Origin of the sequence: Brachymonas moutaii (nom. illeg.), assembly GCF_049977365.1 — a bacterium.
In the GTDB taxonomy this organism is placed as follows: Bacteria; Pseudomonadota; Gammaproteobacteria; order Burkholderiales; family Burkholderiaceae_C; genus Brachymonas.
Window position 1 is genome coordinate 68,141 of record NZ_JBNGEN010000001.1, and the last position, 15,952, is coordinate 84,092.

Sequence of the window (15,952 nt, forward strand, 5' to 3'; positions counted from 1 at the left end):
AGGAAACGACATTGCCCTGCCTGACTGCCTGACTCGGAGGAACCCCAGAAGAGGGGCTCCTCCTTGAGGCAACTTCTTCACATCCTGCGTCCAGCCACCAGTCCCTGCAGCAGGGCACCCAGCAGGATGCCTCCAAGCGACCACAGCATCGAGACGTTGCCCGCTCCCAAGCCTGCAATGGCCGGACCGGGACAGACACCGCCCAGACCCCAGCCCACACCAAAAAGCGCCGATCCGATCAGCGTGTTGCGCGTCCAGTGGCTGCAGTAGGTATCCATTTCCCCGCCGCAGACGGGATGTTCGCAGGTGCGGCCCAGGCGAAATCCCACCATGGCGACCACCACAGCTCCTCCCATCACGAGCATCAGCCCCAGATCGTGAAAGGTCAGGAAGGACAGAATCACTTCGGGTCTGGTCATCGTCGAGAGTGCGAGACCAAAACCGAACAGCACGCCGCCCATCAGGGTGGCGAGGGCACGACTGCTCTTGAAATTCGAAGGCATGAGAATTCTCCAGATCGGCTGATTCAGCGGTTGAACAGATTGGCGGTGATCATGGCCGTGACCATGAAAGTCACTACGGCTGCCAGAGAAGCCGGTTGCAGCCAGGCCAGCCCGCAGATGCCGTGCCCCGATGTGCAGCCTCCGCCCAGACGGGCGCCATATCCGACAAACATGCCGCCCACGAGCAGTTTCCACCAGGGAATCTGGGTGCCCAGCGCCTGTCCGTCATGGAAGAACAGCATCCAGAGAAAGGCACCCACAATCAGGCCCAGCGCATACACCAGCCGCCAGACACGTGTCGAAGTGAATTTGGTCTGCTGAAAGAATGGCGTTTGCACAAGGTAGGACCATGTACTGCTGAACACCGAGCTCATTCCCCCGATGCGCCCGGTCAGGATGTAGAGAATCGCCACTCCCAGCCCCATGATCATGCCGCCCAGAAGATAGTGCAGCCATCCCTGCGGAAAGGGAGGAAGGTAGAAAGAAAAGCTATGCATGGTGAAAACGCGCTCCAGAAGAAAACAATCTATTTTTTGGTGAATTCTAGGGCAGTCCTTCCATGTCTGCAGGCGTCAGCCCAGTTCCTGCTGGCTGACATGGGGTATCGGAGCGGACGTCCGATTGCAAGCCCTTGCCGATCGGCCTGGTCACCGTCCATGGCAAGGAGGGTGGGGGTGGGAGAGGGGATGGAACAGGACTGGCAGGCGCACGGGTACGCGCTTCACGGCATCGATGCGGCCATGACCAAGCAGCCTGCGGGAAGCATGTGTGAGCATCCTGAGGCGTTGGTACCTGGGCGCGGTGGGACGGTGCACACAGAAACCCGCACAGCTCGAACTCTCTGTGTGCATGCAGGGAGCGAGCAAAAGGGTGGATCGACGGTCAGTAGCGTGGAACGTCGGGATACACGTCGGACACGGCTTCGATTCCGCCCGTGACATTGGCGATATGGCGGTATCCGATCTGGCTCAGGAAGCGGCTGACCTGCACGCTGCGCACACCGTGGTGGCACAGGCAGGCCAAGCATGCTCCCTCGCGCGGGAGGGCATTGAGCGCCCCGGGAATGCGTCCCATGGGCACATGCTGCAGCGTGATGCCGAGTGTCGCTGCCAGGGGCTCGATGTTGGAAGTCTGATATTCCCAGTCCTCCCGCACATCCAGCACGATGGGCGTGAGGCCCTGAGTGGCACAGGCCTGGGTCCAGCTCGACAGATTACGGGGGTCTATTTCCTGCCACATGATGTGCGTGCTCAGAACGTGAAGGCAGGGGTATCGGACACACCTTCCAGGCGCGGGATGACCACATCCCAGGGCTGCGTCGTCTGGAACACCGTGTCGCTTTCACGGGTGACGACCGTGGCGCGCATCATCGGCTCATCGCCCACCACGGCAATCAGTCGACCACCCACGTTGAGCTGTTCGAGCAGGCTGTGCGGCACGTGCGATACCGATCCGCACAGCACGATGGCATCGAAGGTGCCTGCCTGGGCTGCCAGCGCGAAGCCATCGCCGGTTTTGAGATCCACGCGCTCGATGCCTGCGTGGCGCAGGTTCTGGCGGGCGAGATCCGCGAGTTCCGGATGAATCTCGAATGCCAGCACATGATGCGCGCAGTGAGCGAGCAGGGCGGTCATGTAGCCGGAACCAGCGCCGATCTGCAGCACCTTGTCCTGTCCGTGAGGCTGCACGTCCTGCACCAGGCGGGCCTGTACGCGCGGCTCCAGCATCATTTCCCCATAAGGCAGGGGAATCTGAAGATCGGCAAAGGCCAGGTTGCGATAGGCAGGAGGACAGAAATCTTCGCGCTTGACCCGTTGCAGGAGATCGAGAAGATGCGCATCCATCACACCCCACGGACGAATCTGCTGCTCGATCATGTTGAAGCGGGCTTGTTCGACGTTCATGTGTGCTCCGAAGGTGACTGTGTGACTGGTGGTCAAACCTTCATTTTACGCCACAGCACGCTCCCGTTGCATCCGGAGCGCCGGCCTGTGCCCCGGGCTGGGCCTGTGGATGCTCTATGAAAGACGCTATATCCTGGACGCAAGGGTGGACAATGGCGGATATGGCACCATTGATCCTACGGAAATAGCTGGTTTCCAGAGCAGTGAGAGAAGCTAGGGGTATTGGACCTGTCTGCATGTTGGTGCAGCAAGGTCCATGGCCGAAGTTTTCGACGATGAGGTTGACCATGGAGACAATGCACAGAGAGGTTCCGCACGCGACGGAGCATGCCAACGCAACCATCACGCTCGCAGGGGGGTGTTTCTGGTGCCTTGAAGCGGTTTTCCGCGAGGTTCGCGGTGTGGTGGATGTGGAATGCGGGTATTCCAATGGCACTCAGGAACAGGCAAGCTACGATGCAGTGTGCACGGGCCAGACTGGCTATGCGGAAGTCGTACGCATCGAGTTCGATCCTGCCATGGTCTCCCTGGAGCAGTTGCTCGATATCTTCTTTACCTCCCATGACCCGACCAGCCTGAATGGCCAGGGAGCGGATATCGGCACGCAATATCGCAGCGCCATATTCTGCAGCAGTGACGCGCAGCAGCGACAGGTGATGCAGTGGCTGGACGAAGCTCGCCGGCACTATGCGCATCCCGTGAGAACCGAGGTGGCACGCTGTGAACGCTACCACCGGGCTGAGGAATACCATCAGCGCTATTTCGAGAATCACCCCTATCAGGGATATTGTGCGGTGGTCGTGGCGCCCAAGGTGGATGCATTCCGCCAGGCTTTTCCGGAGTGGCAGCGCACTGCGAGCTGACCGAAGGATTCATGGTTGCTGGAGGTGCCTTGGCCGCCTCCAGGCGGGTGCGGAGCATGCCGCCATTCCCAGTTCCCAGGCGCCCTTTCTGTAAAGGAGCGCCTGGAACAAGGGCCGTGTCAGGGGGCGAGACGTTCGCGCAGCCAGACACCATCCGCCTGCAGTCGATAAGAGAGCCGATCATGCAGGCGGCTCTTGCGTCCCTGCCAGAATTCCCAGCGGTCGGCTACCAGCCGGTACCCTCCCCAGTGCGGGGGACGGGGAGGATGCAGCATGAACTGGGCACCATAGCGGGCTGCATTGGCCACCAGCACTCCCCGGTTGGCAATCACCTGACTCTGGGGGCTTGCCCAGGCGCCAATGCGATGATCCAGGGGCCGGGTGGCGAAGTAGGCATCGCTTTCTTCCGCGCTCACTTTCTGCACCTTGCCTTCGATGCGAACGACCCGTTCGAGCTCGACCCAATGGAACTGCAGCGCCGCATAGGGATCTCCTGCGAGCTGCTGGCCCTTGCGGCTCTGGTAGTTGGTGTACCAGACGATGCCGTGTTCGTCATACCCCTTGATGAGCACCACACGGGTACTGGGCCGCATGTCGCTGCCTACCGTGGCCACCGTCATGGCATTGGGTTCGGGCAATTCAGCCGCGATGGCTTCCGTCAGCCATTGATCGAACTGCACCATGGGATCGGCCTGGGAGGCTTCTTCATTCAACTCTGCGCGTTCATAGCTTTTGCGCAAGTCGGCAATGTGGGGGTTGTGGGATTTCATGGCTTGGAAAATAAGGACGTTCAATGGTGGATTATGGCGCGCATGCCGCAACAGCGGAGTGTGGTTGCGGTATTGGGCGACAGACCATGTTCGCAAGAGAAGGTTCAACCCGTACAATGACGCTTTCCTGAACGTGCATCCCCCTTTTTTCTGTCCGAGATCGGCAGTATCTCTGTGCACAGAAGTGCGACTGCAGGCGCGAGACGCCCGCAGCCGGTACAGGGCGCTGCGCTCCGACAAGGTTTCCAGGTTTTCCTCTTTTTTTAGCTATTGGAGTTTCTATGTCTTTGATGACTCAAGATGATGATATGGATCAGAAGCCGGTCGTATGGATCGTGCTCGGGGCCGTCATCCTGGCCGTGGTGGCCCTGGTTCTGGGTGTTGGCATGTCGCGCGCCGGAGTGTTCTCGCATGGCAAGAAAGCAGCCTCCGTGCAGGCCACTGCCAGTGCGGCAGCCAGCGCTCCGGTGGCACTGCGCAACGACGAGGCCGCTGTTCAGGTGGTGGATGGGGTTGTGCAGTTCTACTTTGCCGTTGGCAAGGCCGATCTGGCTCAGGGCGCACAGGCTGCACTGGCAGATGCCGTGGCTGCCGCCAAGTCCGGCAAGAAGCTGGTGGTGAGTGGCTATCACGACAGCACCGGCAGTGCCAAGCTCAACGAGGAACTGGCCAAGAAGCGCGCTTTCGCGGTGCGTGATGCCCTGCGTGCCCAAGGCGTGGCCGAGTCGTCCATCGAACTCAAGAAGCCGGCCTCCACGCCGCATACCCAGGGCAGCGATGCCCAGGCACGTCGCGTGGATGTGGCAGTGCAGCACTGATCTGACGCACGCGGCATGCATATCCGCCAGGCCCATGGCGGCGGATATGCCACCAGCGCCCCGCTCAAGCGGGGCGTTTTTGTTTTTTGGGTGACTTTTCTTTCGGCGCGTGAGAGAACATGGTTCTCAGTGCAGCTCGTCCGCCATGGAACGCAGCAAATCCACCTGCTCGGTCAGTGGCTGGGGCACCGGGAGTTCTCCGCGCAGCACTGCCAGGCTGTAGCGTGCGGCTGCCTCTGCCGTGGTTTCCTGCGGCAGGTCGGGGAGGCTGGCCAGACTGCCACCCTGGGCCGGGCGCTGTGCTGCGAGCGTTCCGTGCAGGTAGCCATTGAGCTGCGGGAGCCGGCGGGGATCGGCCACCGGTTCGCCCTCTGTGCCGCGCAGCAGCAGCGCATGTCCCTGCATCAGTGCAATGGTGGCCGCCATGGACTCGGCGTATTCGGGATGGGTGTAGCTGCCGACCACAATGGTTCGTGCAGCAGCAGGAGTGCCTGCCAGAGGATTCATGAGCTTGACCAGACTGTGCGCGGAATTGCGCAGGCCTACGCTGTAGCGGACGCGCAGGATACGGGGCAGTCCGGGGCACAGCGCGCCGGTATCCACCCAGGCGGGAAGGGTGTCACCGCTTGCGTTCAGCCCCGCTGACATCGCGGCAAGTACCTCAGGTGCAGTGATGCGACGAGCTTCCGTGCGCATGCCGTGCAGCAGCACCTGGAGGCCGGCTCGCTGCAGCAGAACGGCCAGCAGGGGAGTGAGCAGGGGCAGCTTGCGGGCCCCGTTGTAGCTAGGGAGCACCACGGTGGTGGCACGCGCTGGGTCTGGATGCAGGGAAGCAGGTACTCTCAGGCGGGCATGCGTGGCATCGAGAAACCCGGCCATTTCTTCCGGGGTTTCGCTCTTGATCCGCATGGCGATGCAGAAGGCTCCCAGTTCCAGATCGCCGACCTGTCCGTCAAGAATCCATCCCCAGAGCTGGCGTGCCTGCTCGAAGGTCAGGTTGCGCATGCCGTCCTTGCCACGGCCGATTTCCTTGAGATAGGGGATGAGAGAAGCATTCATGCCCCGATTGTCTCCGAGATGGCGTCCGGACGGGCATGTGCCGGAAATGGGCGGACAACCTACTCCAGTTCCTGGGTAGTGAGATGGGGAGGTGCTGGCAAAGAAAAACGGGTTACAGATTGCTCTGTAACCCGTTTCTATATGGTCGGCGTGGCGGGATTCGAACTCGCGACCCCTTGCACCCCATGAATCCCTAGCGGCGTTGCAGCGGAATTCACGCGCACCCATCAACGCGGGTTTTCCTATTCATTTTCAATTACTTAGCCCATGATCGCTGTTCACGGCGCATCAGGGGGATTCGTCCGTTGTCTGCGCCAAACCGTACCGCTAACCGTACCGCTGGGGACGGCGGGCGCAGGTGACCAAGGAGCATCACATGGCAGAGAACAAACTCACCGACAAACACCTTCGGGGGCTGAAGCCCGGCCCCTCCGAAAAAACACTTGGCGATGGCGGCGGCCTGTGGGTACGCGCCATGCCTACCGACAAGGGCGGCGCCATCAACTTCTACTACCGCTTCCAGTTCGGCGGCAAGGAGCGCCGCTACAACTGCGGCACCTACCCGGACACCTCTCTGGCCATGGCTCGCCAACGCCGCAATGAAGCCCGCCAAATGGTGGCAAGTGGCATCGACCCCGTGGTCAAGGAAGCAAACGACCGCGCCGCGAACACATCCAGTCAGGCACTGGCACAACTGGAAAAGACGGTCAATGACCTGTTCGACGACTGGAAGCGCGTCTACCTCAGCGCCCACCGCAAAGACGGTGGCGCATTCGTCGAAAGCATCTACGACCACGATGTTCGCCCCATCTTGGGGCAGATGAAGGCCAAGGACGTCAGGCTGCCGCACATTGTTCAGGTCATCGACAAGCTGCTGGATCGCAAGGTTCGCCGCAAGGCCAATATGGTGCTGTCCACGCTTCGGCAGATGTTCCGCCACGGGCTGGCCCGTGGCTTGGTCGAAACCGACCCCACTTTGGGGTTGAGCAAAAAGCAGGCAGGCGGTAAGGAAACGCCGGTGGAACGCAATCTGAGCCTTGACGAAATCAAGGAGCTGGCACGCGGTCTTGCAGGCTCGGGGCTTCACCCCCGCATGACAGCTGGGCTCTGGCTGATCCTTGCTACGGGTGCCCGTGTGGGAGAACTTCTCAACGCCGAATGGGCGCACATCAATCTGGAAACGCGCGAATGGCGCATCCCGGGGAACAACGCCAAGAACGGGCGTGCGCATTTGATTCACCTGTCGGATTTCGCAATTCAGCAGTTGGAGGTATTGCAGAGCTATCGCGATGGCGCCTACCTTTTTGCGGGCCGCAGCAATGATCAGCCGATGTCCGACAAGGCCCTGTCCAAGGCTGTTCGTGACCGCATCCGCGAGGTGCCGCTGAAAAAGCGCACGGCCAAGGCCCAAGTGCTGATGTTGTCCGGTGGCGAGTGGAGCCCGCACGACCTGCGTCGCACCATGGCATCACGAATGGGCGATCTGGGCGTGGCCCCGCACGTCATTGAGCGCTGCCTGAACCACATCCAACAAGGTATTGTGGGCGTCTGCTGTTCAGACGGCTTTGGCCAAACGTTTTTCCGGCGACCTTGCCGTCAGCGATCCCTCGCGCGTGATGCGCCTCCCCGGCTTTTATCACCAAAAGAAGGACGCCGATCCTTTCATGACGCTGATGCAACAAGGGAAGGACGCCTGAATGCTGCCGATCAAATTTGCCGATCCGTCTCGCCGCTATTCATCTGGCGACCTGAAAGCACAACTGCGCTTGGTAGTCACGAACGGTGGCCGGTCTGCCAGCCACGGTACGCGCCCGCCGCAACCGGCCATGCACGAGGGCAATCCTTTTTTGAATTCGTACCCCGATGGCGAGCGTACCGATGCATTGACGAAGGTTGTTGGAGATCTGCTTTCCAAGAGCCATCCTGTTGATCTGGTGCACCAGATGGCCTTGGACTGGAACGCCCGCCAGAATCCTCCGCTTGATGTGGACAAGGTGCGCCGCACGGTGGAGAGCCTTGCGAAGACGGATGCGCGCAACCACCCAGAACGCTACAAGGGGCCGCTGACCCCGCTGTTTGACATCGCCGACGCCAACATCGATCTTCTGCTGCGCACGAGCCCGCCTGCCCGTCGCTGGCTCTTGAGCGGCATGTTGCCCTTGGGGATTGTCGGCATGATCGTCGCGCCGGGCGGCACCGGCAAGAGCCAGTTTGTCCTGCAAATGGGCGTGACCGTGGCAACGGGCATCCCACTGTGCGACGTGTGGCAGGGTGGCGAGCGTGGCACGGCACTGCTGCTGTTGGCCGAGGATGAGATTGATGAGGTACACCGCCGCCTTGATCGCATCATCACGGAATTGAGCCCGAGCCATCCAGCGATGGCCGCCAATCTGCGCAAGGGGCTTCTCATCAAGTCAATGACGGCCAGCAACAACCTGATGACCCGCGCACAGCGCCGTGGCGACGTGGAAGCCACGGACTATGTTGACCGTCTGCTTTTGACGGTTGCAGGCATCCCCGACTTGAAACTCATCGTGATCGACCCAGCATCACGCTTTCGTGGCGGCGATGAAAATGCCGCCGACGACACTACCCGATTCATTGAGCAGTTGGAGCGCCTGCGCCATACCACCGGAGCTACTGTGTTGGTTTGCCACCATGCCAACAAGGCCAGCATGAACCCCATGACCGGCACCCGTGGACAGGCCGCAACGCGCGGCTCCAGTGCGATGACTGACGGCGTTCGCTGGCAGCTCAATCTCGCACCGCCTGCGAAGGACGCAAAAGCTGGGCTGGACGCCAGCAAGCAGTACCTCAGTGCCGAACTGACCAAAAGCAACTACGGCCCACCCGTCGATGCCGAAATCTTGATCCGCAAACCGAATGGCTATCTGGTCGGTCTGCGTGCCGGCGGCGTACCGGTGACTTTGGAAGATCGTGTGATGCAACTGATCCGCGACGAAGCTGCTCTCGGAAAGAGCTATTCAGCCAACCAAATCGAGAACACGTTTGGTGGCGAGGGCGGCAGTCTGAAAGCTGGGATGAACTCGGTACGGAGGGCCATCAAGGCGCTGCTGAACACCGCGAAGATTCGCCGCATTCGCGGAAAGCTCGTTGCTATGCCGGACAAGCCGATCAATCCCCCCTCTGCCCCCGGTTCGATACCTTGATGCCTCGATGGCATCGAACGCGCTGCGTATCGAACCAAAATCTCTTTTAAATCAACGAATTGGACTCGATACCCATCAAATCAGAACACCGAAAAACACCAACAAACTCAAACACTTACGCTTGATGGCCGATCTATATAGTGCATGCCGCCATCGAGGGCGGCAACCAGCGCAAGGAATGAAAAGGTGCAAGCAGATTTGCCCGCTCAATCTTTGGCCTCGTAGTAGCCCATCATCCGCCCGAGTTCTCGCAGCCCCATGATCATCGCCATCGGGTCTTGTTTGACCCGCGCAAAATCGATTGCGTCCTGCAACTGGTCCATCACCGCCTCGCGGCTCAGCGCCAAGCGCTCGGCATCCGCCTGCTGGATCTGCCGCAGCGCCCGCTGCACGTTAGCCTTGGTTAGCAAACGGCTGGCCGTTACCTTGGCCGAACGTGGGGAGTAACCTGCTCGCACCGCTGCCGCCGCGCCGTTGCAGTCGACGGCGTATTCGTGGACGAAACGGGATTGCTTGCTTCGGATGTTCAGTGAAGGCGCCATGTGCAAAATCCAAGGGGTATGTCTTCGACTCTGCGCAACCTGCCTCAGTTGCAGTTCAACGTCGTGCCTGATCGAAAGCATGTCTTACCGTTCGAGCCGTGCATGACGTTGCCTGTTCCGTTATAGCGGTTTCCCAAGTTGTCCCAGCAGCCACCGGCATCGCAGGACGTGATGACTGACGGCGTGGTGTTCCTGCGCTGCCGAGCGCGTTCCTTGCCTTCTGCGCGTGCTGCTTCCGCTTTCGCATAGCCGTCCGGCCCAAGACAGGCCATTTCAGCTTGTCGCTGGAGCGAGGCCACTTTCGAGAGTCGTTGCCCTTCGCTCATGGTGATGCTGTTGCGCGCGATATCCACCTCGCGTTTCGCCTTTCCGCATTCAGCAATGGCCGAGTAGTTCGGGGCGACTTGGGCCTGACGGTCAGCGGAGCCCGGTTCTGGTCTGCCGGTGGATGGTGCGGCGGCCTGCTCCGCTGACTGCAACCGCTGGCGAGCTTCCGCAGGCGTCATGCCGACCGAGTACGCGGCGGCATTGAACTTCTCCTCGTCCGTGAGCGTCGGCCCTTTGAGAATCATGGGGCGGGATTCTTGCTGGCCCGCACCACAGGGCGCACTTTGATAGGCCAGTTTTCCGCTGGCGTCCTTGCATTTGAAGACCTGCGCATAGGACATTGATGACAGCAGCAACATGCCACCAAGACACATTAGCGAAGCGTAGTTTCGCGGGCGTTTTGCGTTGTCCATTTACTTGCTGCTCCCAATTCGATATCCGACGTAGGCACCGACGAGGGCACCCGGTATCGTCCCGGCAATCGCGCCGCCAAACCCTGCAATGCCGATGAATGAGCCGATGAATGCGCCAAGGATGGCCGCCATGCCTGACCAGTTTCGGCGTACTCGACGTTCTTCATGCAACTTCTCCCAATCCAAGTTGGGAAAGTCCTTTTGCATTTGAGTTTTTGAAGAAGCATCTGACGATCTGTTTGCCCACCAAATGTAGGCGACGACCGATCCAACCAACACAACTTGCCACATAGCTCACCTACTCCCTGTGACGGTCCGCGCATCGACGATCTGGACTACTGCACCGGCCTTGTCGTGGTAGCACGCCTTGCTAACGAACGTTCCTCCGAGGTCCGCGAGTAGATCGCTGCGGAAGCCAGTGCTGGTTTTCGTGAAGCCCCAATCCTGTTGCCCCGTGGGTCGAGCAGGCCAGTCGAAGACTTTGGCCGGAGCGACGCTGCGTTCTATAGCGGTTTTGCATGCCACGATAGCGAGCTCACGGAAGACGCGCTCTGGTTCTGACGCTTTCAGCTGTGCCAGAGTGGCACGCTCTGCCTTTCGCTGGTATAAGGCGTCCAACGCGTAGGCAACGCAGACAAGAGCAACCGCGCTCCCGATCAACCAGCGGATTTTTCTGTTCATAGTGGATCTTATTTGTCTTTACTAGACACATTGGATTCTGGTCGAAATGCCATGTAAAAACAACCATATCTGTTGTCATAAAACCCAACAGATATGGTCAAAAAGAAGCATCCGGGCAGGCCTTTGGCGCAGCGCCTCGGCACCCAGATTGCCGCACTGCGCAAGACCAAAGAATGGACTCAGGCTGATCTGGCCGAACGCGTTGGTGTCGAGCCAGAGACCATCAGCCGCTTCGAACGCGGTGCGACCACGCCCTCCCTTCAGACACTCGAAAAGATAAGCCACTGCCTGCGTGTGCGCATCGGCGAGATGTTGGCAGAGACATCCGCTCAGCCGGACGATCAGGCCACCAAGATCGCGGCATGGCTTGCCGAGTTGGAGGAGCCCCACCGATCCTTCGTGGTCGATTTGGTCAAGCGAACCTGCGACCATCTTCGCAACGCATAGAACGCGAAAACGACTGCGCCCTGCTACACCCCCACCCTTATCAAAAAGGCCGGGGGTCGTTCGGTTTCGGTTTCTTGATTCGCAAAAAGGAGTCTCTTCGCGGCTGATGCGAGAGACTCCTTTTTCATTTCCATCGCTCCCAAGAAAGCCGCGCGCTTCGCACGCGTGCCCGTCGGGTCGCGAGTTCATTACGAATTGCCTCGGCAACTTCGTGAGGATCGCAAGGCCACCGCGCCCGACCGATCCACTCGCCCCGCGCCAGCTCATCCGGGTTGGCATGTACTTTCCACTTCGGGAGTTCTCACCATGTTCGCAACCGGCTTCGCCATCTTTCTCGGTCTCGTCTTCATCTTCATCAAACTCGGGCGGCGCACCATGCTGCGCATGCTCGGCCATGACGTGTGGCTGGACATCGGCGTCACGATGCTGACGCTTGCCATCCACTGGGGTAGCTTCTCCGGTGTCATGGCGGCCACCTTTGCCGGTCTGCTGACCAGCGCAGGCACCACCATCGCCAAGCGTTGCTTCGGCTACATCAAGCGCGGCCAGTACACGCCCGGTCTGCTTCGCCTGCATGTGTGACCCCGGCGTAGTTGATTTCCCCTTTTCCTCACCCATCGGAGCCCGCCACGTGCGGGCTTCGTCGTTTCTGGAGCATCCCCATGACCGACGTGTACCAATCCATCACCGAACGCATCATCCGCGCCCTCGAATCGGGCACCATTCCGTGGCAGTTTCCGTGGAAGCGGGAACCGGGCGGCGCCATGCCCGCCAACCTGAGCACCGGACGCCTTTATCGCGGCATCAACACCCTGTTGCTCAACATGACCGCCATGCACGAGGGCTACCGGCGCAATCGCTGGCTGACCTACCAACAGGCGCGGATGCTGGGTGCCCACGTGCGCCGGGGCGAAACCGGCACACCCATCGTCTTCTTCAAGATGCTGGAAGTCGATGAGGCCGGGCGATCCTGCGCCGCCAACGATGCCCCGGCGGCCAAGGTCGTGCCCATGCTGCGCTCATTCACGGTCTTCAATGCCGATCAGATTGAGGACTTGCCGCTAGCGTTGGCGCAGCCTGAACCTGCGCCCGACTGGAGCCCGGTCGAGGAAGCCGAGCGCCTGTTGACCGCTTCGGGCGCCGTCATTCGCCATGGTGGAGATCAGGCGTTCTACCGGCCTTCCGATGACGTGATCCAGTTGCCGCTGCGCAGCGCGTTCCCGTAGGCCACCGGCTACTACGGTGTGGCCCTGCACGAGTTGACGCACTGGACGGGCCATGCCAGCCGCTGCAACCGCCCCATGCAGAGCCGCCAGCACCTCACGGCCTACGCCTTCGAGGAACTGGTCGCCGAGATGGGCGCCGCGCTTCTGTGCGGTCACTGCGGCATCGATGCCGAGCTTCAGCACGCGGGCTACATCGCCCACTGGCTGGAAGCCTTGCGCCACGACAAGCGCTTGGTCTTCACCGCTGCGTCCATGGCGCAGAAGGCCGCCGACTTCGTGCTATGCACGTCGGAAGCAGCCCCCGGCCCACAGGCCATGGCGATGGCCGCCTGAACCACCTTCATCCTCCCCTCGCGCCCGTGGCTCCAGCAGGAGCGGCGGGCGTATTTGTTTACCCCATGGAGATCAACATGACCGAATCCATCAACTACTTCGCCCGCCTGGCGGCGATCAACGTATCCGAGCACATCGAGCGAAAGGGCGGCTTTGCCTATCTCAGCTGGCCCTATGCGGTGTCGCAACTGCGGAATGCCGATCCCACCGCGACGTGGGAAGTGCGCCGCTTCAACGACCTGCCCTATCTGGCAACCGAAGCCGGCGTGTTCGTGGAAGTGGCCGTCACGGTGCAAGGCGTTACCCTGAGCCAGATTCACCCGGTGCTGGATGGCCGCAACCGCCCCATTCTTGCCCCCACGGCATTCGATATCAACACCAGTTTGCAACGCTGTCTGGTCAAGGCCATTGCCCTGCATGGCTTGGGGCTCTACATCTACGCGGGCGAAGACCTGCCACAGCCGTCCGGCGAGGCCGCCAACGACGCGGCCAAGCCCGGTGCGACCGTGGCAACGCTCAGCCGTGGCCAGCAGGCGCAGGTGCACAAGCTGGCGATGGAGGCCGGCGTGTCGCTGGATCGCGTGTGCCGTTACTTCGGGGTCGATTCCTTGGCCCAGATCGCCGTGGCCGACTTGCCGCGCGTGATCCGCTCGCTGGAAAACCGGAGGGCCGCAGCATGAGCCGCATCGTTCAACTCACACAAGGCAGCCCCGAATGGCTGGACTACCGCCGCAGCCGCCGCAATGCCTCTGAAACGGCAGCAGTGATGGGCATCAGCCCGTGGAGCACGCCCTACCAGCTGTGGCTGGAGAAGACCGGGCGCGCCAGCGCCAAGGTGACGCAGGCCATGCAGCGCGGCACCGAACTGGAGCCGAGCGCACGAGCGGCCTATGAAGAGCAAACCGGGCTGGTGATGCAGCCACTGGTGATTGAGGATGGCGCCTACAGCGCCAGTCTGGACGGCATGACCTTAGCCGGTGACTTGGTGCTGGAAATCAAGTGCCCGATGCGCGGCACACGATCCGACCTGTGGCAGGACGTGAGCCAAGGACAGGTGCCGGAGCACTACCGCGTTCAGGTGCAGCATCAACTGATGGTGTCGGGCGCCGAGAAGGGCCACCTGTGGGTGTTCGACGGAGCCAAAGGCATCCTGACCGAGGTGACTCGGGAAGAGGCACTGATGGCCCTCATCCGGGAGGCTTGGGAAGCGTTTCAGCCGTTTCTGGATCGGGACGTGCCGCCGCCGCTGGCGGAAGGCGATACGTGGCTCCGAAGCGACGCAGCATGGTCGCAGGCCGCCGAAGCCTATACCGGTGCCAAGCAGCACGCCGATGAGGCCGCTAAACGGCTGGAATCGGCTCGTCAGGCCTTGATCGAGTTGGCCCAGCACCCAAAGGAGCAAGGCGCCGGGGTCACCGTCACGCGGTTCTGGAAACAGGGCAGCGTGGATTACAAGAAGGTGCCCGAGTTGAGCGGCGTTGACCTTGAACGCTATCGGAAGCGGGCGACGGAGGAAGTGCGAGTGACCGTCGCGGCATGACAACAACGCTGGCGGTACGGTTGCAACTGCCAAACCGTACCGCTAACCGTACCGCTAATCGCAAAAATAGAAAAAGGGCTCCTAACTTGATAGCTAGGAGCCCTTATCGTTATTGGTCGGCGTGGCGGGATTCGAACTCGCGACCCCTTGCACCCCATGCAAGTGCGCTACCAGGCTGCGCTACACGCCGAAGACATGAATTATAGGGTAATTTCGGATGATTTTCGAGAGGGAGGAAAAAATTGTGGAGGTGTGCCGGTGGCAGGCCAAACACCAGGCATCAGGCAAGCAGATCGCGGATGGCCCGCAGCTCCTGCACGACCTGGGAGAGCGTCACGACATGTCCGGACAGCGGGGAACCGGCATGGTCGGCCAATGGGAAGACGGCGTGCACGGACTGCGGGGCGGCAAAGGAGGCTGCCGGTGCGCAGGCCGAAGGCACGGAGGATGGCTGCAGGGCAGCTTGATTGTCTTGTGGGGAGGCCGGGGTGGCAGAGGCTCCCCGACAGCCGTCGAGCTGGTGGCGTGCGCCATTGATGGTGAAGCCCTGCTCATACAGCAACGCCCTGATGCGTCGCACCATGAGCACTTCGTGATGCTGGTAATAGCGGCGGTTGCCGCGCCGCTTCATGGGACTGAGCTGGGTGAATTCCTGTTCCCAGTAGCGCAGCACATGGGGCTTGACGCCGCACAGTTCGGCTACTTCACCAATCGTGAAGTAGCGCTTGGCCGGAATGGGAGGAAGAGAGGGGGTGCTCATGGCGACGGACAGATAGGGAACGGCCATTATGCGGCAAAAGATCCCCTGTCCGGCATGGCCATGCAGCAAGGCAGCAGGTGCCAGAGAGGGTTCTGCCCATGCCACCGATGTCCCGATTGCCATGGGCGGTAGGGGGTGTCCGAGGAGCATTTCCGCCTTGGACGAGGCGGGGCAGGTGACGCGAGAGAGGGGCGGCCGGCTTATTCGTGGCCTTCGGCTGCATCGAGTGCCGACAGATCCTCGCCCTGGACGACGGATTTCAGCTTGTGGCTGGCGTGGAAGGTGACGACCCGACGGGCATCGATCGAGATCAGTTCACCGGTGCGGGGGTTGCGGCCGGGCCGGGGCGATTTGGCGCGCAGCTGAAAATTGCCGAAGCCCGATATCTTGACATCTCGCCCATCCACCAGTTCCTGCACCACCAGATTGAAGAAGGCATCTACCATGTCCTTGGCTTCGCGCTTGTTCAGGCCGATGTTGTCGAAGAGTTCCTCGGCCAGCTGGGCTTTGGTCAGGGTCGGAGTTTCGAGTGAATCGAGCGCGATGTCCATGGCAGGGGCAGTCGGGGAAGAGGGAGTGAGAAAATTGTAAGCGAG

At 61.0% G+C, this 15,952-nt stretch carries 19 protein-coding genes, 1 tRNA gene and 1 pseudogene; 9 read left to right on the forward strand and 12 right to left on the reverse strand.

All coding sequences use genetic code 11. The features are described 5' to 3' along the window. Positions 1–77 precede the first annotated feature (77 nt). The 4 genes from ACP2WS_RS00320 to ACP2WS_RS00335 all read right to left on the reverse strand — a co-directional run bounded on the left by ACP2WS_RS00320 (position 78) and on the right by ACP2WS_RS00335 (position 2,407). Positions 78–503 carry a DUF6691 family protein gene (locus tag ACP2WS_RS00320; RefSeq protein ID WP_374492604.1) on the reverse strand — a complete coding sequence of 142 codons (426 nt, stop codon included), beginning with the start codon at positions 501–503 and terminating at the stop codon, positions 78–80. 23 nt (positions 504–526) lie between these two features. Next, the gene (locus ACP2WS_RS00325; protein WP_426458950.1) at positions 527–1,000 is read right to left on the reverse strand and encodes a YeeE/YedE family protein; all 474 of its coding nucleotides are present in this window, start codon (positions 998–1,000) and stop codon (positions 527–529) included. Between the two features lie 385 nt (positions 1,001–1,385). Continuing rightward, entirely contained in the window at positions 1,386–1,742 is a 357-nt protein-coding gene (locus ACP2WS_RS00330) for a rhodanese-like domain-containing protein (RefSeq protein ID WP_426458952.1), read from the reverse strand. An 11-nt stretch (positions 1,743–1,753) separates the two neighbouring features. Further along, positions 1,754–2,407: a protein-L-isoaspartate O-methyltransferase family protein gene (locus ACP2WS_RS00335; RefSeq protein WP_426458953.1), complete on the reverse strand. Its 654-nt coding sequence runs from the start codon at positions 2,405–2,407 to the stop codon at positions 1,754–1,756. A 296-nt stretch (positions 2,408–2,703) separates the two neighbouring features. On the opposite strand from ACP2WS_RS00335, the gene msrA reads away from it, so the two are divergent. Continuing rightward, complete coding sequence (gene msrA, locus ACP2WS_RS00340) at positions 2,704–3,270, forward strand: peptide-methionine (S)-S-oxide reductase MsrA (RefSeq protein WP_426459560.1); 567 nt, start codon at positions 2,704–2,706, stop codon at positions 3,268–3,270. A 119-nt stretch (positions 3,271–3,389) separates the two neighbouring features. Here msrA and pdxH read toward each other — a convergent pair whose 3' ends face one another. Further along, the gene (gene pdxH, locus ACP2WS_RS00345; RefSeq protein ID WP_426458954.1) at positions 3,390–4,040 is read right to left on the reverse strand and encodes a pyridoxamine 5'-phosphate oxidase; all 651 of its coding nucleotides are present in this window, start codon (positions 4,038–4,040) and stop codon (positions 3,390–3,392) included. A gap of 308 nt (positions 4,041–4,348) precedes the next feature. Here pdxH and ACP2WS_RS00350 point away from each other — a divergent pair, with 308 nt between their 5' ends. Beyond that, positions 4,349–4,858, forward strand: a complete 510-nt coding sequence (locus ACP2WS_RS00350; protein WP_426458955.1) for an OmpA family protein — start codon at positions 4,349–4,351, stop codon at positions 4,856–4,858. A 126-nt stretch (positions 4,859–4,984) separates the two neighbouring features. On the opposite strand, the gene ybiB is transcribed toward ACP2WS_RS00350, so the two are convergent. Then, positions 4,985–5,917 carry a DNA-binding protein YbiB gene (gene ybiB, locus ACP2WS_RS00355; RefSeq protein WP_426458956.1) on the reverse strand — a complete coding sequence of 311 codons (933 nt, stop codon included), beginning with the start codon at positions 5,915–5,917 and terminating at the stop codon, positions 4,985–4,987. Between the two features lie 376 nt (positions 5,918–6,293). On the opposite strand from ybiB, the gene ACP2WS_RS00360 reads away from it, so the two are divergent. Both ACP2WS_RS00360 and ACP2WS_RS00365 read left to right on the forward strand, forming a co-directional pair. Continuing rightward, complete coding sequence (locus ACP2WS_RS00360; RefSeq protein ID WP_426458957.1) at positions 6,294–7,847, forward strand: tyrosine-type recombinase/integrase; 1,554 nt, start codon at positions 6,294–6,296, stop codon at positions 7,845–7,847. After that, on the forward strand, positions 7,744–9,087 hold the full coding sequence (locus ACP2WS_RS00365) for an AAA family ATPase (RefSeq protein WP_426458958.1): 1,344 nt from the start codon (positions 7,744–7,746) through the stop codon (positions 9,085–9,087). Before ACP2WS_RS00360 ends, ACP2WS_RS00365 begins: the two co-directional genes overlap by 104 nt. A gap of 206 nt (positions 9,088–9,293) precedes the next feature. Here ACP2WS_RS00365 and ACP2WS_RS00370 read toward each other — a convergent pair whose 3' ends face one another. From ACP2WS_RS00370 to ACP2WS_RS00380, 3 genes are read right to left on the reverse strand one after another with little or no spacing between them, the layout of a single operon-like run. Then, positions 9,294–9,629: a terminase small subunit gene (locus ACP2WS_RS00370; RefSeq protein ID WP_426458959.1), complete on the reverse strand. Its 336-nt coding sequence runs from the start codon at positions 9,627–9,629 to the stop codon at positions 9,294–9,296. A 44-nt stretch (positions 9,630–9,673) separates the two neighbouring features. Further along, entirely contained in the window at positions 9,674–10,315 is a 642-nt protein-coding gene (locus ACP2WS_RS00375; protein WP_426458960.1) for a DUF4124 domain-containing protein, read from the reverse strand. A gap of 54 nt (positions 10,316–10,369) precedes the next feature. After that, on the reverse strand, positions 10,370–10,660 hold the full coding sequence (locus ACP2WS_RS00380; RefSeq protein WP_426458961.1) for a hypothetical protein: 291 nt from the start codon (positions 10,658–10,660) through the stop codon (positions 10,370–10,372). A gap of 483 nt (positions 10,661–11,143) precedes the next feature. Here ACP2WS_RS00380 and ACP2WS_RS00385 point away from each other — a divergent pair, with 483 nt between their 5' ends. The 5 genes and pseudogenes from ACP2WS_RS00385 to ACP2WS_RS00405 all read left to right on the forward strand — a co-directional run bounded on the left by ACP2WS_RS00385 (position 11,144) and on the right by ACP2WS_RS00405 (position 14,596). Then, on the forward strand, positions 11,144–11,497 hold the full coding sequence (locus tag ACP2WS_RS00385) for a helix-turn-helix domain-containing protein (RefSeq protein ID WP_426458962.1): 354 nt from the start codon (positions 11,144–11,146) through the stop codon (positions 11,495–11,497). A 306-nt stretch (positions 11,498–11,803) separates the two neighbouring features. Beyond that, positions 11,804–12,079: a hypothetical protein gene (locus ACP2WS_RS00390; protein ID WP_013722731.1), complete on the forward strand. Its 276-nt coding sequence runs from the start codon at positions 11,804–11,806 to the stop codon at positions 12,077–12,079. 80 nt (positions 12,080–12,159) lie between these two features. Then, positions 12,160–13,056: pseudogene (locus ACP2WS_RS00395) on the forward strand (ArdC family protein). A gap of 77 nt (positions 13,057–13,133) precedes the next feature. Continuing rightward, positions 13,134–13,736, forward strand: a complete 603-nt coding sequence (locus ACP2WS_RS00400; protein WP_426458964.1) for a Sak single strand annealing protein — start codon at positions 13,134–13,136, stop codon at positions 13,734–13,736. Next, the gene (locus ACP2WS_RS00405; RefSeq protein ID WP_426458966.1) at positions 13,733–14,596 is read left to right on the forward strand and encodes a YqaJ viral recombinase family nuclease; all 864 of its coding nucleotides are present in this window, start codon (positions 13,733–13,735) and stop codon (positions 14,594–14,596) included. The genes ACP2WS_RS00400 and ACP2WS_RS00405 overlap by 4 nt, the downstream gene beginning before the upstream one ends. A 113-nt stretch (positions 14,597–14,709) precedes the next feature. On the opposite strand, the gene ACP2WS_RS00410 is transcribed toward ACP2WS_RS00405, so the two are convergent. The 3 genes from ACP2WS_RS00410 to ACP2WS_RS00420 all read right to left on the reverse strand — a co-directional run bounded on the left by ACP2WS_RS00410 (position 14,710) and on the right by ACP2WS_RS00420 (position 15,907). Then, positions 14,710–14,786, reverse strand: a tRNA-Pro gene (locus ACP2WS_RS00410). Between the two features lie 90 nt (positions 14,787–14,876). Next, entirely contained in the window at positions 14,877–15,356 is a 480-nt protein-coding gene (locus ACP2WS_RS00415) for a MerR family transcriptional regulator (protein WP_426458967.1), read from the reverse strand. A gap of 200 nt (positions 15,357–15,556) precedes the next feature. Next, a complete protein-coding gene (locus tag ACP2WS_RS00420; RefSeq protein ID WP_374492617.1) occupies positions 15,557–15,907 on the reverse strand; it encodes an integration host factor subunit alpha in 351 nt (116 codons plus the stop codon). Between the last annotated feature and the right edge of the window lie 45 nt (positions 15,908–15,952).